Here is a 22,088-nt window from a genome sequence, read left to right on the forward strand (position 1 = left end):
CCCTTTATTTTCTAATCTTTTTACCCCAGAATTGGAAATAATCGGTTCTTAAGTAACCGTTGTACAGTTTACGAGTCTTAGTTGGAGCTTGTCCGTAGAACTTATCAAATTCTAAATCTGATGTAAGGAAGTACTTAGACCAACTAGTCATTGGTTTAAATACGCGTCCTAAGCCCTTGTATAGCTTACGAACTTCTTGTTTATCACTTAAACGCTCACCATATGGTGGGTTTGAAACAACCACACCATTAATCTTGTCAGTCTTGAAGTCTAAAACAGACAATTGCTTAAATTGAATATCATGAAGTAATCCAACTTCTTGAGCATTAACTTTAGCAATATCAATCATGTTTCCATCTACATCAGATGCCATGATGTCTAATTCCTTGTCGTAGTCAGCTTTTTCATCAGCTTTGTTTCTAATGTCTTCAACAACATCCTCATCTACCCAATCCCATTTTTCACATGAAAATTCACGGTTAAAACCAGGAGCAATGTTTCTTGCAATCATTGCTGCTTCGATTGGAATAGTTCCAGATCCACACATTGGATCTAAGAAAGGCATGTCTGGGTACCAACTAGTTAACATGATTAATGCTGCAGCCATATTTTCTTTGATTGGTGCTGGACCTTTGGCAACACGGTAACCACGTTTGAATAAACTTTCACCAGTTGTATCTAGGGTAACCATAACATGGTCTTTATTAATTCTAGTTTCAAGCTTGTAAAGTTGACCGGTTTCTGGAAGTCTTGTACGACGGTGGTATGTTTCGTTTAACTTATTTACTACCGCCTTTTTAGCGATTGCTTGAACGTCTGGAACACTGTGTAATGCAGAGTTGTGTGAACGTCCATTCATTGGAAATTGAGCATCCATTGGTAACAATTCGTCCCAAGGAAGTGCTTTAACATTTTGGAATAAATCTTCAAAAGTCTTAGCTTCGAATTCACCAACAATAATTTCGACACGATCGGCGGTTCTTAGCCAAAGGTTAGTATTGATAATGTCTTCAATTGTTCCTTCGAATCTAACTCTTCCGTTTTCGACTTGAACTTCATAACCTAAATCACGAAGTTCTCTACCAACTAAAGCTTCAATTCCGGCGGCACAAGTGGCCATTAATTTAAAAGTTTTCATTTAATTCATCCTTTTTATGAATTATTTATTTTCAATAAAAAAAGGGAGGAAGAAAACTTCCACCCTTTTCCTGAATGGTGTACATTCCTGTAAGCCATGTTTTGTGCTTTATATTTAAGTCAGGCCTTTAAATATAAAGTAGTAATCATCTATCTGAGAAATAAATTTCTCCCCCACACTTGGTTCAATTTCCGTGTGTGAAGCTCCCCTACCAAAGTTTGGGTTTCCCGCTCGCGGGGTTTACCGCGTTCCACCAGTATCGTTTCCGATACTGTATCGTCACTGTGGCACTTTCAGAAGTACTAAAGCATAGCAAAACCTTAGCTCGTTTCTTCGCCATTACTACAAATTGTAGTCCCCCGGCTTATTTTTTCACCGAGCACGAACACTACAAGCATCGCAGCTTGTGCGAGAGTGGACTTTCCTCAGCCAACATAAGTTGACCGCGATTACTCAGAACATACACCAGTTATTAACGATTAATATCTGTCGATGCTACTTGGTCCTTCAGTAGAACCAAATACACGTTGTTCTAGGTTAGATACACGTTTTAGAAGTTCATTTTCAATACGTGTTCTACCTAAAGTATCATGATTTGATGGTGCTGAATTTGAATCATTGAAATAACCAGATGGAGAAACACTTGGTTCTGGTGTAACAGTACCAGCAGATTGCTTTAATCTTTGTACTTCCATTCTTAGTTGATTGTTTTCATTTTCTAGACTATTGATTCGATTATCGAATGCTTGGTAGTCCTTGATAATACCGTCCAAGAAAGTATCTACTTCATTTGGATCGTACCCTCTCATCTTTTGAGAAAAAGTCTTTTCTAAGATGTCCTTAGGGGTAAATTGTATATTGTTCATTATTCACACCTCATATCATAAATAATCACGAACAAGTATTATTGTACCAGAAATTTAAACATTTTCAATTTATTCCTCAAAATTATTTAAATTATTTTGGTACTCATTCGCGGCTTCTTGTAGTTCGTCAAAATCAATTAAATGATAATCATAGTCATGTATTTCTGAAAATCTTTTAATCTGCTCATAATCATATTGTGTTTTGCCAGGATTGTCAACATCATAGATTAGTAGCGCTCTATCCGTGTGGTTGAGCATAAAATCATGATATGCTCTCAACTGCAATGGTGATTTATATGGATCATTAGAAACACTGGCAGAGAAGTCTACTTTATTAATACTTTGTGATAATTTCATTTGATTTTGTTCGTTCCATTGGTTACCAAATTCCTTGAATGGTAGCATCATAGAAATTTGAAATTCATCTGGATATTCCTCTTTTAACTGGTCTGCTACTTCAACTGTCCATTGTTCGACTCCCATTTGACCACCTGTTATTATCCAATCGACTCCATCTTCAATTGATTGTTTTAAATTATTTTCTATCACATTTTTGATAACTAATTCTTTTGGATCCTTATCGCCAAACACGCCTAGTTCATAACTTCGATATCCAGTTACCCAAAGTCTTGAGATATTAACACCCCCTACCTTATTATTAACTTTTTAGTACTAATGGTATAATATCATTAATAAACTTACAGTAATAATTTATTATTTTTTGAAAGGTGGTACACATGGCTATCCGTTATCCAAATGGTAAGGCTTATAATACCGGCTTGGATAAAAAGAATTCATCACCCAAGAGTAGATACGTAAAGCCAACATTACATGGTGGTCGTGGAATGACTCTTGAAGAAGAATTGAATCGAAGCAATGAGTATTATTTAAGTAAAGATATTGCCGTAATACACAAAAAACCAACCCCTGTTCAAATCGTTAAAGTTGATTATCCTAAAAGAAGTGCTGCTACGATTAAGGAAGCATATTTTCGTAAGGCATCTACCACCGATTATAATGGTGTATATAAAGGAAGATACATAGACTTCGATGCCAAGGAAACCAAAAATAAAACATCGTTTCCCCTATCTAACTTCCATGAACATCAGGTAGAACATATGAGGCAATGTGTTGATAATGGTGGAATTTGTTTCGCGATTATTAAATTCGTAGCGTTAGATGAAGTGTATTTATTCAAGGCTTCCGACCTCTTTTATTTTTGGGATAAACAAAATAATGGTGGAAAAAAATCCATAAAAAAGGATATAATTGAAGAACTTGGTTATAAAATTAATTATTCATTAAATCCCACGATACCTTATTTGGATGCCGTGGATGAATTAGTATAGACCGTAAAGGAGAATAGTAATGTCTCAAAACAATCCTAACTTGGGCAGCCGTGTCCAAAGAAACCAAAAGCAACATAAATCGTCTAAACACGCTACATGGATCAAAAAGGTCATTGTAGGTGGATTAGGATTTATTTCATTGCTAATCGTACTAGGAAGTATCGTCTTCATGATTTACGCTTCTAGTGCACCTGAAATTAGTTATCAATCACTATCAAGTGATAACTCAACCAAGATTTATGACAAATCTGGGCATGTTATTTCACGATTAGGGGTTCAAGATCGAGATTATATCAAGTCTGACAAGATTCCTAGCCAACTAAAGAATGCGATTGTCTCAATCGAAGACCGTCGTTTCTACAAGCATCATGGTGTTGACCCAATCAGAATTATGGGAGCTTCATTATCAAACATAACTTCTGGTTCTTTAAATCTTCAAGGTGGTTCTACACTAACTCAACAATTAGTTAAGTTGTCAGTGTTCTCTACTGCTGCTTCTGATAGAACTTTCAAGAGAAAAGCTCAAGAAGCATGGTTAGCACTTAAGATTGAACGAACATATTCAAAACAACAAATTCTAGAATTCTACATTAATAAGGTATACATGGGTAACAACGTATACGGTATGGAAACCGCTTCTGAATACTACTTCGGTAAATCATTAAGTAAGCTTTCCATTGCACAAACTGCTTTACTGGCTGGTATGCCTCAATCACCAAGTTACTACAACCCTTATGTATATCCTCAATATGCAAAAGAAAGAAGAAACGAAGTATTGAACGCAATGGCATCATATGGTGCTATCACTCAAAAACAAGCAGCTGATGCTAAGAAGACAAGTATCAAGTCTGGTTTAGTTAAGAATCCTAAGAACAGTTCATTCGAATCTGTTAAAGAAAAATATATTGATTCATATCTAAAACAAGTTATTCAAGAACTTAAAGCCAAGGGTTACAATACTCAGTCTGGTTTGAAGGTTTACACTAACTTAGACTTATCTGCACAAAAGAAACTTTATGATTTAGCTAACAACGATGCATCCGTTGGATTCCCTAACAACACCATGCAAGTTGGTGCAACATTAGTAAATCCAAAAACTGGTGCCGTTAACGCAATGATTGGTAATAGAAAGACAGATATTCAATTAGGTTTAAATAGAGCCGTACAAACTGATAGATCAAGTGGTTCTACTGCAAAACCATTAATGGATTACGGTCCAGCAATTGAATACTTAAACTACCCTACTTATCAATTAGTTCACGATACTCCTTACACTTATGCTGGTACTAGCACAACTCTAAAGGATTTTGATGGTAGATATGAAGGCACAATTTCAATGCACAAGGCATTGGTTGAATCAAGAAATATCCCTGCCATTAGAACTCTTGAAAACGTTGGTGTAAGTAAGGCAACCGACTTCTTAAGTTCATTAGGTATGTCATTCAGTGATCCATTATCACTACAAAATGGTATTGGTTTATACATCTCAACTGAACAAGAAGCTGCCGCTTACTCAGCATTCGCTAACAATGGTGTATACCACAAACCCTACTTAATTAGTAAGGTTGTTACTCCAGATAACGAATCACATGACTTCAGTTCTGAAGGTTCTCAAGTAATGAGTCCTGCTACTGCATTCATGATGACATCAATGCTAAAAGGTGTTATGAACCAATCAAATGGTTCTGGTACTGCAGCTTACATTCCTGGTTTATATCAAGCTGGTAAGACCGGTACTACTCAATACCCTGACAACACTTACAACGGTTACCTACCTGCATATGCAGCAATGGATTCATGGTTCACTGGTTACACTCAAAACTATGCCTTATCTGTTTGGACTGGATATGATCACCCATATCAAACCGGTAATTATATAACGGCTGCTCAAACTGATATCGCTCAACGAATTTACAAGTACGAAATGCAATACATTTCTCAAAACCAAACTAATAGCGATTGGGTAAAACCAAGCAACGTAACTGCTGTTAAGTCTGGTGGTCAAACTGAGTACTACAAAGACGGTTACTCCTCTATTCAAGGTGATAAGACAACCGGTTATGCTGGTGGATCACTTTCATCAGTACTAGATAGTACCAAGAAACAAACCAAGGATACCAAGTCAAACAAATCATCAGATGATGATGACGACAAGGATTCCCAAAAGGATAAAAACGAAGCTAAGAAGAGTGCTGGTTCAAATGGTAACAACAATAATGATTCAAACAAGGATCAACAAAATAACCAGAACCAGAACAATAATAATGGTAATAACACAAATAATGCCAATAACAATAATCAACAAAATAACAACAATGGCAATAACAACAACCATTAATTTATAGCTACGAAAAAAGCACCTAGAAAAATTCTAGGTGCTTTTTTATTTGCATTCTTATTTATCAATTTTAAATAAAGGAATATCTGGTTTATTTTGTGTTGCTTTATCACTAAATTTAGCGCTCTTGTTAAACTTTTGTTCATGGTTGCGACGATTACGTTCAACATCAGCTGGCGTCTTGATATTGGCTTTTTCCCAGTTGACTAGAATTCTATCCATATACTTCAAGCTGTATACCTGATTTAAAACAGACTCTCTAAGTGCCAATTTGATCATTTGAGGGTCATACTCGTCATCATTAATCCATTGATTAATAGTTTCAATTTCAATTGGTGATAATGGTCGACCAAATTCTGATTCGATGGAATTAAATACCTTTTTACGATCAGATTCTGTAATCTCATTGGAAGCCATGTTACCTTCAACAACTTCGTTTGAAATTTCCTCTTCTGAAGTTTCTTGGTCTAATTCTGATAACTTTTCGTACATTAAAGAGAAATCATAGACGTCAAAGGCTTGGCCCTTTGCATTTGATAGTGTCTTAATTCTCATTAACTTTTTCTCTACTAATTCATGCAATACTTGGTAAGCCTTTGCGTTTGAAAAACCAGTCGCATTTGTAATCTCTTTGATATCAGGGAAATAATTACCTATATCGATGTTTCTTTTAATTTGAAGATAAATCACCAGTTGGTCACTAGTCATTCCTAATTTAGGATAATTCTTTAATAGATAATTAGAAATGGTAGTTTGACCTGATTGAAGTATCGTCTTTGCAAATTTATCCATTAAAACATACCCCTTTATCTATACGTTAGCTATAAATCTTAGCACTTTACCTGACTTAAAGTCGATGACAGCATAGTTTAATTCATTCTTAGAATTAAAGTAACTAACTGCCCAGGCAGTTTTTTCGTTAAAAATTGTTGGAGCAACACTAATCAACTTCGCAATTCTTTGTTTTTGGTTAGCGACACTTTTAGCTTCATTTGCGGAAATTCCATCTTTGACGTTGGCAACGTTAATGCTACCAGTCTTCTTTTCAATTATTACGTATTGTTTTTGGTTGTCTTTATTAGGTCCTTCAATAGTGTAATAAGTCCTATTTAAATCAGACATGTAGAAGTGATCGACTGATTTAATACCAACCTTCTTTTCTGCCAATGTAGTCGCTTGATGCTTAGCAGATGAAAGTGGTTGTCTAGCCCATAGAAACAGACCCATGATTATTAAAATTAAAACGATAATGATTCCGATTAACCATTTAAAAATTCTGAAATAGTTAATCTTCTTTAAAAACGAAACGTTCATCTTCTGACTCCCTTACACCTTTTTTAGTTTTTCGATAATCTTTCTTTTATCAAGTAGTTGCGGCTTGATATGACTCGGAATTAAGTCAATTAAATTACTACCATATGGTCCTTCAATGACTTCCTTATCTCTTAGATAAATTAATCCCTTTGAACCAGATAATTCTATCACATCTTTAATCGCATCTTTAATATTTAGGATGCTTAATGGGATGGACAATCCATCATTTGGGTTACCGTGCTCATTGTTGATTAAATCATATTGCGCTTGTAAGTAGATATCATCAAAAGAATCGATAGCCATTGAATCGATGATTAATGTATTGATTGGTTTGTTCTTGTTGCGTAACGATTTTAATAAATCGTTATTTCCAACAATTATGTTCTGTGAATCAGCCACAATCTTCTTAACGATTTTATCGTCGTTTCCGCTGAAATCCTGACTTAAGATGACGTTGTGTTCATTTACATCTGATTCATACAAGGACTTAGCAATTTCTTTTACTCGTTGTTTGGAACGAGTAAGAATAAATGAATTCCCATTATTATACTTCATCACTTTTTCAAGTGGCATCGGAATTTGCAAGGCTTCATCTAGAATCAAATTAACTTGTCCATTTAAATCATTTTCATCTTCAAACTTAATCATTCTTGTATTTTGACGTTTTAACTCCAATTTATCGTAGAAATATTGTGAACGTTTTGAAGAATAAATAGCACTATCCAAGAAAATAATTCCCTTGAAGTACTTATATAGTTCGTTTGGTAGAATGTTCTCATTTCTAACTAATCCACCATACAATAATCCATTTTCAACATCCTTATCTTCATTAACACTAAAAGCAAAGACCAGCTGTTTACCTAGTTTGTTTAGTTTAAACAAACGGACTAGGTTATTTTCGATAAATGAACAATATTCCTCTAACTTATCGAAGAACGCATATAAGATGGCTTTGTCGTGACCGTTAAAATGATTAATTGATCTCTTCATGTCGTCAACAATGTCCAAAATGGTTTGTTGGTTTCTAGAGATTGAATTAAATAATGATTTCTTGTTCAAGACAAATGTATTAAATCTTTCAACATCCGGTTTAACGATGTATCCATCAACAGTTCTATTAAGCTTACTCTTGGAATAAAAAGCATTCAGAAAGTCATCCTTAATTGTTTCAAACTGATCGGTGTTCTTGGCTAATAAGTTTTCAATTTTCTTAGCCATGCCAGATAGCTTTTTAGCTTTACTAAAGATGTCAAATACGTTTCTGTTATGAGTTTGATACATCAAGTTAGTGATGTGATTACAGATAATCTTGTTTTCACTTAACTTGAATTGAATTCGATAGTTATCTAGTGCATTATCACTTAACCTTCTAGAATCTTTAATCACTAAGTATGGGTTGTTTTGGTGCAATCTTTGCACGTTTTGTAGTAAATAATCATGAGATACCAAAATCACGTTAGCGCTTTGGTAATCATGAGCTAACTTCATAATGTAGTATCCTCGGTTTTGTTCATCACTAACGACGTTTAAGAAGTAGTTTTGGTTATTATCCTTGTCCAGTTTTAGCTCGTTAATATCACCAGTTTTGGTAAATGTTAGCCAAACCAAAATCTTACATTTTAGAAATTCGGTGTTCTTAGAGTTACTAACGACATTTAAACTATCTGAAAACTTATCCAAATCGATATAGTCAGTTACTGGTCGAACAATTAAACATCTAAGACGGTCAGAAGTAATTTTATTAATATTCTTCACTTGATTGACCAAGGCTGATTCTGAATTAAAATCTTCATCTCCGGCAATAACAATCTTTTGATCCTTCTTAAGTAAATAACTAAGTGGGAATAGATAACTAAAGTCATAGTTAAATTCCCTATTTTCCTCAATCAATAGGTTATTGCTTTCGGATGCTGAATGATAGTTTCCATAAATCGAATTCATCAATTTATTTTCAGTATTGTTAAACTGAGTAACCCCTTTAAACATCTTTGATTTCTTACGTTTATTATTAGGATATTTCAAATTTACGAAGTCACTATCAGTATGATATTTAATTTTTCTAACCTTTAGATTCTTAATGTTCATAATCTTAGGATTATCATCTTTGTGTTTTAAATGATAAGCACGCGTAAACATGATTAAAGTATTCATCGGAAGGGATGGATTAATGTCTAAAATCTGTTTGACGGTCTTCTTTGGTAAATTATCCAATTGGTGTAACAGGATAATTAGGATTTTAGCAGTTGCTAGTGCGTCACTGCTTGATGAATGTGGATGATCATGAACAATGTTTAGGTTTTTACTTAAATCAGTAAGTTTGTAGCTAGGTTCTGTTGGTAATAGCAATTGACTCAATGTAACAGTATCGATTGCTTTATTAGTTAGTTCTTTATGATTCACCCTTTTAAATTCAAAATTTAAAAATGGGAAATCAAAATTGACGTTATGCGCAACAAAGATTGTCTTATCCAGTAACTGATAAATCTTATCTGCTACTTCGTCAAATGTTGGTGCATTAACGACTGTTTGATTTGATATTCCAGTTAATTTTGTAATTTCAGTTGGAATACTAATTTCAGGATTAATAAATGAATTAAATGATCCAATAATCTTGTTGTTTTGAACAAAAGTACAACTAAATTGGATGATTCGATTAGTATAGTTGGACTGACTACTACCAGTAGTCTCAATGTCCACCACTGAAAAAATGGTATTACTCATGATTTCGTTCACCAATCTTTCAAAAAATACTTAACTTAATAATACTACATTTATTAGGTGTTTATCTATTATTTCAGGACACAAATATAAATATTTAAGTTATTTTTATTATGATGATTTTATGATAATATTAACATTAAGAGAAAGTGAGCGATAACATTGACAAATCAAGCAATTGGACATAGTCATGCCAAAATAATACTTATGGGCGAGCACAGTGTTGTATATGGTCAACCAGCCATTGCACTACCCGTTCCTAAAATTGACTTAAACGTTAGAATAATGGAAAAACAAAATGGTATTTACATCAATAGCAAGTATTTCATTGGTAACTTAAATAACGTCCCAAATGACCTATTAGGAATTAAAAACTTAATTGATAGCACCCTTGCTAAACTACACAAAGAGGATGCCTCTTTTGAGATGATTATCGATAGTTCCATTCCATCTGAACGTGGAATGGGTTCTTCAGCAGCAACATCAGTTGCCATCGTCAAAGCATTATTTCATTACTTTAACGTCAGTTTTGATAAGAATTTATTGCTTGATTTAAGTAATGTTGAAGAAACAATCACACACGGAAACCCTTCTGGCTTGGATACAGCAACTGCTGGATCAGATAATCCAGTATGGTTTATCAGAAATGAAACATTAAACGAAATTAACTTCAACTTGAATGCTGTACTAGTAATTGCCGATTCTGGTATCAAAGGAAGAACCGATATTGCAATTAACTACGTTAAACAACAACTAAATAACAATAAAGAAGACACCATGAAATCAATTAAACATATTGGCGAACTGGTTACTCGTGCTAAGTTTGATATCGAAAACGATAATCCAATTGAACTTGGTAAATTAATGACTGAAAATCAAAAAGAGCTAAAGAAATTAAAAGTAAGTAACGATAAGATTGATGAATTAGTTGAAATCGCTAATCGAAATGGTTCATTAGGTACCAAGCTAACAGGTAGCGGACTTGGAGGATGTATCATTGCTTTAGCAAGAAACATTCACGAAGCCCAAAGCATTGAAAATGCGCTACTAAAAGCTGGTGCCTTAGATACCTGGATTCAACCTTTTAACTAAAATCGGAGGAATTATACAAAATGTTAGGTGAAAAAATTACCGCAAGAGCACACACAAATATTGCCTTAGTTAAATATTGGGGAAAAGAAAATGAAGAATTAATTATCCCTGCTAATAGTAGCCTATCGCTAACACTTGATGAATTTTATACTGACACAAGTGTCCTTTTTGATGAGTCTCTTAGTTCCGATGAAGTTACCTTAAACGGTAAGGTTATCGAGGATGAAAAAATTACCAAATTTATGGATATCATTCGTAAGAAATCAAACATTAATGCATTTGCGCGCATTGAATCAACCAACCATGTCCCTACTTCAGCCGGATTAGCATCTTCTGCTTCTGCATATGCTGCTCTAGCTGCTGCCGGTAGTAAGGCTTACGGACTTAATTTAAGTAAAAAAGGTTTATCTCGTTTAGCAAGACGCGGTTCCGGTTCCGCAACACGTTCAATATTCGGTGGCTTTGCGGCTTGGAATAAAGGAACTGATGATGAATCATCATACGGTTACAGCATTGAAGATCCAGTAAAAATGGACATTAATATGATTGCAATCATTCTTGATAATCAACCTAAGAAAATTAGTAGTAGAAAGGGAATGAAGATTTCTATTAAAACTTCTCCCTACTATCAAAGTTGGATTAAGCAAACTACTGCTGATTTTCAAATAATTGAAGAAGCAATTAAGGAAAATGACTTTACCACTTTAGGTAAAACAGCAGAACTAAATGCTATGAGAATGCACTCATTAACATTAAGCTCTGATCCTTCCTACTTATACATAAATGCCGATAGTCTTAAAGTCATTAACATGGTTAAGGAATTAAGAGAAAACGGCGTTGAATGCTATTACACAATGGATGCAGGTCCAAATGTTAAAATTATCTGTCAAAGTGATAAAATCAGTGCAATCACTGATAAGTTGTCAGATAAATTTTCTAATGATCAAATCAAAGTATCTGGACCTGGTGAAGGAATAAAGTATCTATAAATTGAAAGGACTAATTTAAAATGATTTCTGTAAAAGCACCCGGAAAGCTATATATTGCTGGTGAATATGCTGTGGTTGAAAACGGATATCCAGCTATCCTTGTTGCAATTGATCAATATATTACAGCTAATATTAGTGAATCCGAAAATAATGTTGGTGTAATTCATTCAAAACAATATGAAAATGACAAAATTGAATGGGTTTACGATAATAATCAAATCAAACCTCTAAAAGATAACAGTTCTTTCAACTACGTAATTTCAGCAATGAAAACATTTGAAACATATGTCAAAGAATTAAACATAAATCATAAGTTATATAACATTGATATTGATAGTAATTTAAACAGTGAAGACGGAAAAAAATATGGATTGGGTTCCTCAGCCGCAGTCACTGTCGCAACAATCAAAGCTTTAAACGAACTATATGGTTTACACTTAAGTAAACTGCAAATATTTAAACTAGCTGCCATTGCTCATTTAAGAATTCAAGGTAACGGTTCATTGGGTGACGTCGCTGCTAGTAGTTTTGGCGGTTGGATTGCTTACAGTTCATTCGATAAGAAATGGTTAGCAAATCAAACCAATCTAAAAGACGTGATGGAACAAAGTTGGCCTCATCTAATGATTGAACAACTTACCCCACCTTCTGACCTCGAATTACTTATTGGCTGGACAGGAACTCCTGCTTCAACTTCCAATTTACTTAAAAGCGTTGAATCATCATCAAACGTTGATAGATACAAGCGGTTCTTAGTAAAGAGTAAGCGTTGTATCAATAAGATGATAAATGGTTTTAAAAATAAAGATATTGCAGTTATTAAAAACCAAATTAAAGAGAACAGAAATATCATCGTCGAATTAGCAAGTTTCACAGGTATTGACATCGAAACAAGTAAGCTAAAACGACTATGTGAAATTGCGGAAGAATATAACGGTTCAGGAAAATCTTCTGGCGCCGGAGGTGGAGATTGTGGAATTGCCATTGTTGAAAAACAATCCCCCATTAAAGATATCGAATCAAAATGGACAGAAAATGGCATTATCCCACTTCACCTAAATATCTATTCAGAAAAGGAGGCATAATCAATGGTCAGTATCCAATCTCATCGAAAAGATGAACACGTTTCATTAGCTATTAAGTTCTACGATAAAACCAGTCATGCTGGTTTTGATCAACTAAGATTTGTCCACCAAGGAATTCCAGAAATCAGTTTTGATGATATCGATACATCAACAACTATCGAAAATATAAAAATGGACTTCCCTATCTATATCGAAGCCATGACCGGTGGAAGCGAATATACAAAGAAGTTAAATGAAAAGCTAGCTAGAATCGCAAAGAGTACTGGGATTGCTATGGCCACTGGTTCTCAAAGTGTCGCTTTAAAAGACAATTCAGTTGCTTCTTCTTTTGAGATTGTTAGAGAAACCAATCCAAATGGAATTTTATTTTCTAATTTAGGCGCTTCATCGGATGTTTCAAGAGCTAAGGCAGCGGTAAAAATGATGAATTCTGATGCGATTGAAATTCATATTAATACTCCACAAGAAATGATTATGCCTGAGGGTGATCGAGAATTTAACTGGATTGAAAATATTAAATCCATTCAAGAAGAACTCGCCTGCCCTGTCATCGTTAAAGAAGTTGGTTTTGGCATGTCTAAAGAAACCATTCAACAATTAGTCGATGCTGGTGTTAAAAATATTAATATCAGTGGTAAAGGTGGCACTAGTTTCAGTAAGATTGAAAACTACCGTAGAAAGAAACAAGAAATGGATTATCTAGAAGATTGGGGACAAACAACCGTTGAATCACTTCTAGAAGCTCAACCATTTAAAGATAAAACTAATATCATTGCCTCAGGCGGTATCAGAACACCACTTGATGCTGTTAAAGCAATCGCACTTGGCGCTAATTCCATTGGAATTGCAGCCCCTATTCTATATTCACTAATCAAGAATGGTGAAGACGAAACCATTGAATTCATTAATGATTTTATTTATGGAATGAAATCATTAATGACCATGCTTGGTGCAAAAAACTTATCTGAGTTACAAAGTAAAAAATTAATATTGAGTTCGGATCTTCTATCATATGTTTCCCAACGAGGACTTCCCTACTAATTTAAGCAAGCGGTTTTTGCTTGCTTTTTTCTTTTATTTTTATAAGTTAAAGTAACTTTATACTTCTAACTAAAGGATTAACTTTAAATAACTTTACCAATAAAAAAAGACCTCTACTTTTAAGTAGAAGTCTTAATTTTATGATTTAATTATCATCATCATTATCTTTGTCATAATCTTTAATCTTACCTTCTGACTTAAGCGTTTGTAACTTAAGTGAACTATCTTCCTTCTTCATGTTAGCGGTAAATTTAAAGATTTGAATATGATTGTGATCATCACCGTCATCATCAGAAACATCAAAAGTATATTTAAAAGTCCCTGTAACAACTGAGTGGTCACCTGCAGGAACAACTGAATCAACAGATGAATCAATGCTTACACTATTAAATTTGTTGTCGTTAATTTGATCAGCTTGTTGCTTTGCCCAAGTAATGAAATCTTGAGCGTCACTGTTGTTTGAACCATCAACGAAGTAATCACTAGGATCAAAGTCGTTATTGTCATTTACAGCTGAACTAAGATCATTTGAGAAGTCACTGATTAGATTTGCAGCATCGTCTTTATCCACTGCCCCTGGGTAGTTAAGACTAACTTCTTGTCCATCGTCACTTTCGCTCAAATGATACTTATCTGAGGTAACTGTCTTACCATCTGAATGCATGACACCATAAATATAAATTGCAGAAGAGAATGGCATGTCTGAAACCTTGTAATCTCCATCACTGTTACTAGTACCGACTTTCTTATCATTAATGTAAATGTCAGAATTTGGGCCAGCCTTCACGGTGAATTTAATAGTCTTTAATGGCATGTAGATATTATCACTGTTATCAAGGTAAGTAGTTTGTGCATTAGTAACTTTTTTACCTGATAATGTCTTTGAAACAGTAATATTATAGTCACCCGGTAGAATTCGACCCAAACTAAATTCTGAATCTGAATCTGAAGTTTGACCAATCTTATTATTATTTAAAATAACATCTGCAGACTTTTCACTAGTTGTAATCGTTGGAACAACTGGTTTTACCTTGACTTGGTAGTTAGGGAATAATAACCACTTGCGTCCGTCTTGAACATATTCAAAATTACCATCCTTTGAAGATCCAGAATCACTTAGTTGGCCCTTTAATGATTGTAATTCGTCATTATTCTTGTTCATGTGCTTAGATAATGGTGCCATTGTACTGTCATTTAAAGTAACGCGACTATCGGTTGATTCAAAGTATGAATCGGTATTCTTGTCACTAGTTAATGAAGTCATTGCACGATCTAATACCGCACTCTTTGAGTAGTAGTGGTTTCCGAAAAGGTATCCGATAAAGCCGAATACAACAACAACTACAACCACAATTCCAATAATTAGGTTTCTAGTTTGATGTTTTTTACTCTTCTTAAAGCCACTTCTTGTTTCCATAACATTTCCATTATTTGATGGTTGTTGTTGGGAAACACTATTGTTATTACTTTGAGGTTGTTGGTAATCATTAACTGTATTATCAACACTTGATGGACTAGATTGATTTGTTTGATCAGTTACGTCATTATCTAGTTGTGCACCACAGTTGTGACAAAATTGTTCGTCAGCATCAACCTTTGTACCACAATTTTGACAGAATCTTGATTCCCTCATAAATTAACCCCCTAATCTTAATTAACTTTGTAGTGACTTGATGAAAACAATAAAGAACACAACAATTAATGATAAGTGGGCTAATAATAGAACATATAACTTATCAAATTTGTTTGAGTTTTGGCCATCAATAATTGCGTAAGTAAAACCAATTAGGTCGTTAATTACTACAAATAGGAAGATAAACATGTTGAATGTTAATGCAACAAGACCACCAATTAATACGAATAAGAACATGATAGCTGATAATAAAACTGAAATGTTAGTGTATGCAGCCAATTTGTTGATGAATTCAAAGAAATCAGTTTTTTCACCAGTTCCAGCGACTGCAAAAGCTCTAAATCCGTATGCTAATGCAATGAAAGCAACAATCATTAACACTGAGAATAATTCAACTTTACCAGCACCTGCATTTACTAAGCCTTGGAAAAAGCTTACAACGGAAGCAGATGAATCATTACCAAAACTATTTGCAGCAGATTCAATTCCACCATTAATCTTTGAAGTAATTAGCATAACAGATAAAATGGCAATTACAGCGCTAGCAATAAATGAAGTTAAACCGAAGTACTTGTTTGAAGCTTTTCCGGTTAATGAAGGATGTTTAACACTTTCCCAGAACCACTTGAAGAAATCCTTAGCATAGTTCTTAGCTTGTTCTGCACTTTGGTTAGGAACAACGTTTTGGTTTTGTGCTCCGTTAGTGTTAGCACCGTTTGGTTGTACGTTTTGTACAATTTGGGCTCCACACTTAGGACAGAACTTTGCTCCTTCCTTTAATTCATTACCACATTTTGGGCAAAATTTTGCATTCATATAAAATACCTCCATAAATATGTAATATAAATATTATACCATTATTAATCATATCACATTTTTATTTAATTATCTTATCAGCTAATAAATATTATGAATAAATAACTAAAAAAGAGCTACAATTCAATGCAACTCTTTTAATTATTAATCAACGTTGAATCTTAGTCCCTTAGGGAAGAAATTTTTAATCGTACCATTTACAACCTTACCAAAAGCAATAGGTTGGTTCTTACAGATTAGTTGGTACCATCCCTTCTTAACATCCTTATCACAGTTGATAACATCCCCATGGACATATTGTTTCCAGTCATCTTCAGATATTTCTAAACGATTAACAACCTCATTACTATGCAAAGCTAATGCTAATGCATAACTTGGTTCAAAACGTTTCTTCTTAATTGTTCCTAGATGTAATCCTGGACGCATCACCTTTAATCCCTTCAATTCGGGAAGAGTATTATCAAAGGTGTATAATTGATCTCCGAATAAAATTAAGTGTTTTGGATCAAAGTTATTTAGGTTTGCTTCCTTAAACTCATTCCATAGTTTCTTATCATCAATTGATAGATTACTTTGCAAACGATGTTTAATCTTCTTAGCATTACCTTCGTCGTTACTAGATAGTTTGGAAACAAAGTGACCTTCACCCTTGAAGTGATTAGGGAATAGTCTAACCGTATTAGCTAATTCTTCATTTCCATCTGCCCATTGTGGCTTACCACTTAACATCCCATCGTATTTCTTAATTGGATCAATGGAAAAATCATAAGTGTCTTTCATCCATTCGACAATTTGTTCATCCTCCTCTGGAGCAAACGTACATGTTGAGTAGATAATCTTACCACCTGGTTTTAGCATCTTAACTGCTTGTTCAATGATTTCCTTTTGACGAGTAGCACATTGACTGGGATATTCCGCATTCCAATATTGAATAGCATCGTTATTCTTTCTAAACATCCCTTCACCAGAACATGGCGCATCAATTAGAATCTTATCGAAGAAACGTGGGAAATGCTTGGCTAGGTTGTTTGGATTTTCATTTAGAATTAGCGCGTTTCTAATCCCAAATCTTTCAACATTTTCTACTAGAATCTTAGCACGCTTATAATCAATTTCATTGGTTACTAATAAACCCTGATTATCCATGTAACTAGCGACATGGGTTGTCTTTCCACCGGGAGCGGCACATAGGTCCAATACGTAATCTCCTGGTTTGATATCCGCTACTTCACCTACATACATCGCACTAGGTTCTTGTGAGTAAATCGCACCACTTTGATGCTCAACACTCTTACCGTTAACATCACCATAGTAGCCATATTGGCAGTATTCAATTGATTCATTATTAGGTTCTGCTGGCATGTGTTCCTTTAATGGATTAATTCTAAATCCAGGATTGGTATCTTTATCTAGACTGGCAAAGAATGATTCTGCATCATCCCCCAGTAGTTTTTGATATTTAGTTTTAAAATCGTTTGGTAATTGCACGAGATTGCTCCTTTTGCATTGACTTACATTTTTTAATTAGTTAACATATTACTATTATATTTTTTTAAAAGAGGTGAAACAACTACATGGATAAGAAACTTATCGCAATTGACCTTGATGGAACTACACTAAATAGTGAGTCAAAGGTTTCACAAAAAACTATTAATACTTTAAATAAAGTAATTGATTTAGGTCATGTTGTCAATATTGTATCAGGACGTCCACCACGTTTGATTACAGACATCTATAACCAAATTGGTTTAGACAATCCTTTAATTAGTTTTAACGGTAGTCTAGGATACAATCCACTAACTGATTGGAATAAGGCATACGAATACAATATCGATCGTGACATCGTCTTTGAAGTCTTAAGACAAGATAAAGACTTAGGGATTAACCTAATGGCTGTTGAAGGTAAAGAACTATTCTTGGCTAATCGTGAAGCAAACGACGAAGTTGGTTTCTTCCCAACTAGTCTTGAACCTTCTGAATTCATTACTAAAGAGAACTTAAATGAAAACCCAATTTGTCTAACTCTACAAATCCAACACAATAAGATGGATAAATTCATTAACTATGTAGATCGTAACTATGGTGATACCCTACAAATTTCACCATGGGGAGGTCCTGATTCAATCGTTGAATTAGCATCTAAGGACGTTAGTAAGGAAACTGGTCTAGAAGTACTATCTGACTACTACAATATTGACCAATCTAACATCATTGCTTTTGGTGATGAATTTAACGATGAAACCATGTTGAAGTACGCTGGCTTAGGAGTTGCTATGAAGAATGGTCAACCTAAGATTAAACAATTAGCCGATGACGTTACCAAGTACAATAACGATAATGACGGTTTAGCTCGTTATCTAGACGAATACTTTGAACTATAAAAAGACTTGAGATTAACTCAAGTCTTTTTTCTTTTTCTTATTTATTTGGATGAAACATTTGCGTACTCTTAACCGCTAATTGCCAACCTTCATAGTAGTGATTACGTTTGGCTTCATCCATCTTAGGATAAAACTCGTCTTGCTTTGGTTTAATTTGCTTAATCTCATCAATATCTTTCCAAAAGCCAACTGCTAATCCTGCTAAGTAAGCAGAACCTAATGCAGTGGTTTCTGATATGGATGATCTTTCAATTGGTGTATTTAAGATATCTGATTGGAATTGCATCAAATAATCATTTTGCGCAGCCCCACCATCAACCTTTAGATGCTTCAAGTCTAATTGAGTATCATCCACCATAGTGTTAACCACATCCTTGGTTTGATATGCTAGTGAGTCCAAAGTAGCCTTAACAAAGTCTTCCTTGGAAGTAGCTCTAGTTAACCCAAAGATTGCTCCTCGACTGTCTTGGTCCCAATATGGGGCGCCTAGACCAGTAAATGCCGGAACGACGTAAACATCATGGTCGTTGGCAGAATTAAATGCTAATTCCTGGGTTTCCTTAGCATCGTTAATAATTCTAAGACCATCTCTTAACCATTGAATGGCGGAACCTGCGACAAAGACACTTCCCTCAATGGCATAGTTAACCTTGCCATCAATTCCATAAGCAATAGTTGTTAGTAAACCACGATCAGATAATACCGGTTTATTACCCGTATTCATGACAATGAATGAACCAGTGCCGTAGGTATTCTTAACACTGCCGGCTTCTAGTCCTAATTGACCGAATAATGCCGATTGTTGGTCACCAGCAATTCCTGAGACCGGAATTTGCACACCATAAAAAGCGTAACCAGCAGTGTAACCATATATTTCAGATGATGATCTAACACTTGGCAATATTCGTTTTGGAATATCCAAAGCGGCTAGAATTTCGTCATCCCAACTTAACGTGTGAATGTTATACAACATTGTTCTACTTGCATTGGAATAATCAGTCGCATGAACATGACCACCAGTTAATTTCCATAGAATCCAGGTATCAATGGTTCCAAATAAAATATCACCATTTTCCGCCTTTTTTCTAATGCCATCGACGTTATCTAACAACCACTTGATTTTGGTGGCTGAGAAGTATGAGTCAATAACCAAACCGGTCTTTTCATGAATCATCTTGGTATAACCAGCGGCTTTTAAATCATTCGCAATGTTACTTGTTTGTTTTGATTGCCATACAATTGCATTATGAACTGGTTCACCCGTAATTCTATCCCACATGACTGTGGTTTCTCTTTGGTTGGTAATCCCAATTCCACGAACCTTATAAGGCGGTATTTTGGAGTGAATTAATGCTTCTGAGATAACAGTCTGCACAGCGTCCCATATTTCATTAGCATCATGTTCAACCCATCCTGATTGAGGGAAAAATTGCGTAATTTCCTTTTGTGACTTACTTACCACTTCGCCACTATGGTTAAAAATCATAGCACGAACACTGGTAGTTCCCTCATCAATTGACATTATATACTGTTCGTTTTGCATTTTATTTCCTCAGTTATTATTTTTCGTCACTCTTTAGTTTACCTGCAACACTGTAGTTACTCTTCTTCATTTCGTTTAAAACAATGTGAACGTGTTCAGCTGGTGCACCAGTGTTCTTTACGATTGCACTGGTAACGTCAGCAACTAGTCCCTTCAATTGTTCTTCGTTTCTTCCTTCGATTAAATCAATATGTACTAATGGCATAATCATTCTCCTAATCTATAATTTTATTCTGATTATACTTTAGATACTTATATATTTCAATTTTTTAAAAGTTTAATGTACAATTATAGAAATGAAATTAACGAGGGAGTGTTTAACATGCCAAAGTTTCCAGAATACGATGCATGTACTAGTATCTTAGTCGGTAAGAAGGCATCTGTTGATGGTTCTACCATGATTGGTCGTAACGAAGATTGCAAAGCAACCTGGCCAAAACATTTTGTTGTTCATCCTCATAAAGAGTATAAGGAAAAACCAGTGTTTAAAGCGCAAGAAAACGCCTTTATGATGGAATTACCTACTGTTAGAGGAAAATACACCGCTACTCCAGAATGGACTAATAAAGAGGGATTATTTGAAGAAGAAGGTATTAACGAATACGGTGTTGCTATGAGTGCTACCGAAAGTGCCTACTCAAATAGTTATGTATTAGGATTTGACCCACTAGTTGAAGGCGGTATCAGCGAAGCTTCTGTGGTCACAGTTGTTCTACCGTACGTGAAAACAGCACGTGAGGGTGTTAAACGCCTAGGTGAAATCGTCTCCAAGTATGGTTCAAGTGAAAGCAATGGTATCTTATTCTCAGATCAAGAAGAAGTTTGGTACTTTGAAATTGGTTCCGGCCATCAATGGGTAGCAATGCGAATTCCAGATGATTGCTATGCTGTTGTATCAAATCGCCTAGCCATTCAAAACATCGACTTCGATGACCCTGATAACTTTATGTGGTCAGCAGATATCATTGATTTCGTCAGAAAGAACCACTTAAATAACTCTAATAACGGTAGTTTTAACTTTAGAGAAATCTTCGGAACTAGAAATGAGTCTGACCTATACTACAACAACCCACGTGTTTGGTATGGTCAACGCATGTTTAACCCAGAAATTAAACAAGATCCAGAATCATATGACCTACCATTTGTCAGAAAGCCAAGTCGCTTAATCTCCGTGCAAGATGCTAAGGACTTTCTAGCATCACACTACCAAGGAACCCCATTTGATCCAGTTGGTAAAGGTAGTCACGAAGACAAGACAAGATACCGTCCAATTAGTTTGGCAAAGGCCCAAGAATCACACGTCTTACAAATTCGTCCTAACCTTCCAATCGAAGTTGGTGGTATTCACTGGTTATCAATGGGTGTTGCCGCACAAAGCGTCTTTGTTCCATTCTTTGCCGGCATCAAAGATACCCCACTGGAATACAAGATTGGTAAGTTAACCTATGAACCAAAGTCAGCTTATTGGATTTTCAAACTGGCTGGAGTGTTATTAGACCCACACTACAATACCTTTGTTGATGTTGTCGGTGACGTCCAAGAAAAACTTAATATCTACTTCCAACAAAAGATTAATGAAGCTGATATCAAGGCCAATGATTTAGCACCTCAAGAAGTATCTGATTTTGTCACAAAGATCAGTAATGAATGTGCTGAATATGCAATGGATAGTTACAGACATCTATCATACGAAATGATTTCCAAATCAACCGACTTTTCAAAGTTAAACTATAATACAGACGAAAACCTATAAAATAAAAGGATGACTTAATTGTCATCCTTTTT

The 22,088-nt window shown here is 34.9% G+C and carries 19 protein-coding genes and 1 other RNA gene; 8 read left to right on the forward strand and 12 right to left on the reverse strand.

The genetic code is table 11. From position 1 onward, the window contains the following. Positions 1–4: 4 nt before the first annotated feature. From RZ79_RS03290 to RZ79_RS03300, 4 genes are all read right to left on the reverse strand, one after another. Positions 5–1,138, reverse strand: coding sequence for a THUMP domain-containing class I SAM-dependent RNA methyltransferase (locus tag RZ79_RS03290; protein ID WP_054449952.1), 1,134 nt, complete (start codon positions 1,136–1,138; stop codon positions 5–7). Between the two features lie 85 nt (positions 1,139–1,223). After that, positions 1,224–1,599: RNase P RNA component class B (rnpB, locus tag RZ79_RS07155), an RNA gene on the reverse strand. An 18-nt stretch (positions 1,600–1,617) separates the two neighbouring features. Beyond that, complete coding sequence (gene gpsB / locus RZ79_RS03295) at positions 1,618–2,004, reverse strand: cell division regulator GpsB (protein WP_034531132.1); 387 nt, start codon at positions 2,002–2,004, stop codon at positions 1,618–1,620. 69 nt (positions 2,005–2,073) lie between these two features. Then, positions 2,074–2,640, reverse strand: a complete 567-nt coding sequence (locus RZ79_RS03300) for an SLOG family protein (RefSeq protein WP_054449953.1) — start codon at positions 2,638–2,640, stop codon at positions 2,074–2,076. A 101-nt stretch (positions 2,641–2,741) separates the two neighbouring features. On the opposite strand from RZ79_RS03300, the gene recU reads away from it, so the two are divergent. Then, positions 2,742–3,353 carry a Holliday junction resolvase RecU gene (gene recU, locus RZ79_RS03305; protein WP_054449955.1) on the forward strand — a complete coding sequence of 204 codons (612 nt, stop codon included), beginning with the start codon at positions 2,742–2,744 and terminating at the stop codon, positions 3,351–3,353. Between the two features lie 19 nt (positions 3,354–3,372). Then, entirely contained in the window at positions 3,373–5,691 is a 2,319-nt protein-coding gene (locus RZ79_RS03310; RefSeq protein ID WP_054449957.1) for a PBP1A family penicillin-binding protein, read from the forward strand. 57 nt (positions 5,692–5,748) lie between these two features. Here the strand turns inward: RZ79_RS03310 and RZ79_RS03315 are convergent, their stop codons facing one another. Genes RZ79_RS03315 through RZ79_RS03325 form a run of 3 tightly spaced genes read right to left on the reverse strand, consistent with a single transcriptional unit; the run spans position 5,749 to position 9,726 of the window. After that, on the reverse strand, positions 5,749–6,483 hold the full coding sequence (locus RZ79_RS03315; protein ID WP_054449959.1) for a DnaD domain-containing protein: 735 nt from the start codon (positions 6,481–6,483) through the stop codon (positions 5,749–5,751). Positions 6,484–6,501: 18 nt separating this feature from the next. Continuing rightward, entirely contained in the window at positions 6,502–7,005 is a 504-nt protein-coding gene (locus RZ79_RS03320; RefSeq protein WP_053795412.1) for a cell wall elongation regulator TseB-like domain-containing protein, read from the reverse strand. A gap of 12 nt (positions 7,006–7,017) precedes the next feature. Beyond that, positions 7,018–9,726 carry an exonuclease domain-containing protein gene (locus tag RZ79_RS03325; protein ID WP_054449961.1) on the reverse strand — a complete coding sequence of 903 codons (2,709 nt, stop codon included), beginning with the start codon at positions 9,724–9,726 and terminating at the stop codon, positions 7,018–7,020. A gap of 159 nt (positions 9,727–9,885) precedes the next feature. On the opposite strand from RZ79_RS03325, the gene mvk reads away from it, so the two are divergent. Genes mvk through fni form a run of 4 tightly spaced genes read left to right on the forward strand, consistent with a single transcriptional unit; the run spans position 9,886 to position 13,930 of the window. Next, a complete protein-coding gene (gene mvk / locus RZ79_RS03330; RefSeq protein ID WP_034531119.1) occupies positions 9,886–10,815 on the forward strand; it encodes a mevalonate kinase in 930 nt (309 codons plus the stop codon). Between the two features lie 20 nt (positions 10,816–10,835). Further along, positions 10,836–11,804 (forward strand): diphosphomevalonate decarboxylase, encoded by a 969-nt coding sequence (gene mvaD, locus RZ79_RS03335; protein WP_054449963.1) that lies wholly within the window; start codon positions 10,836–10,838, stop codon positions 11,802–11,804. Positions 11,805–11,824: 20 nt separating this feature from the next. Further along, on the forward strand, positions 11,825–12,889 hold the full coding sequence (locus RZ79_RS03340) for a phosphomevalonate kinase (protein ID WP_054449965.1): 1,065 nt from the start codon (positions 11,825–11,827) through the stop codon (positions 12,887–12,889). A 3-nt stretch (positions 12,890–12,892) separates the two neighbouring features. After that, positions 12,893–13,930: a type 2 isopentenyl-diphosphate Delta-isomerase gene (gene fni, locus RZ79_RS03345; protein ID WP_054449967.1), complete on the forward strand. Its 1,038-nt coding sequence runs from the start codon at positions 12,893–12,895 to the stop codon at positions 13,928–13,930. A 145-nt stretch (positions 13,931–14,075) separates the two neighbouring features. Here the strand turns inward: fni and RZ79_RS03350 are convergent, their stop codons facing one another. From RZ79_RS03350 to RZ79_RS03360, 3 genes are all read right to left on the reverse strand, one after another. Continuing rightward, on the reverse strand, positions 14,076–15,563 hold the full coding sequence (locus RZ79_RS03350; RefSeq protein WP_054449969.1) for a TcaA 3rd/4th domain-containing protein: 1,488 nt from the start codon (positions 15,561–15,563) through the stop codon (positions 14,076–14,078). 21 nt (positions 15,564–15,584) lie between these two features. Next, positions 15,585–16,379, reverse strand: a complete 795-nt coding sequence (locus tag RZ79_RS03355) for a zinc ribbon domain-containing protein (protein ID WP_054449971.1) — start codon at positions 16,377–16,379, stop codon at positions 15,585–15,587. 144 nt (positions 16,380–16,523) lie between these two features. Continuing rightward, the gene (locus RZ79_RS03360; RefSeq protein WP_054449974.1) at positions 16,524–17,867 is read right to left on the reverse strand and encodes an RsmF rRNA methyltransferase first C-terminal domain-containing protein; all 1,344 of its coding nucleotides are present in this window, start codon (positions 17,865–17,867) and stop codon (positions 16,524–16,526) included. Positions 17,868–17,953: 86 nt separating this feature from the next. Between RZ79_RS03360 and RZ79_RS03365 the strand changes: the two genes are divergently transcribed. Then, a complete protein-coding gene (locus RZ79_RS03365; protein WP_054449976.1) occupies positions 17,954–18,760 on the forward strand; it encodes a Cof-type HAD-IIB family hydrolase in 807 nt (268 codons plus the stop codon). A 37-nt stretch (positions 18,761–18,797) separates the two neighbouring features. Here the strand turns inward: RZ79_RS03365 and glpK are convergent, their stop codons facing one another. Further along, the gene (gene glpK / locus RZ79_RS03370) at positions 18,798–20,303 is read right to left on the reverse strand and encodes a glycerol kinase GlpK (RefSeq protein ID WP_054449978.1); all 1,506 of its coding nucleotides are present in this window, start codon (positions 20,301–20,303) and stop codon (positions 18,798–18,800) included. 16 nt (positions 20,304–20,319) lie between these two features. After that, positions 20,320–20,508 (reverse strand): 2-hydroxymuconate tautomerase, encoded by a 189-nt coding sequence (locus RZ79_RS03375; RefSeq protein WP_034531102.1) that lies wholly within the window; start codon positions 20,506–20,508, stop codon positions 20,320–20,322. Positions 20,509–20,625: 117 nt separating this feature from the next. Here RZ79_RS03375 and RZ79_RS03380 point away from each other — a divergent pair, with 117 nt between their 5' ends. Next, positions 20,626–22,056, forward strand: a complete 1,431-nt coding sequence (locus RZ79_RS03380) for a C69 family dipeptidase (RefSeq protein WP_054449980.1) — start codon at positions 20,626–20,628, stop codon at positions 22,054–22,056. The last annotated feature ends 32 nt before the right edge of the window (positions 22,057–22,088 follow it).

The organism is Apilactobacillus kunkeei DSM 12361 = ATCC 700308, from assembly GCF_001281265.1.
Taxonomy (GTDB): Bacteria; Bacillota; Bacilli; order Lactobacillales; family Lactobacillaceae; genus Apilactobacillus; species Apilactobacillus kunkeei.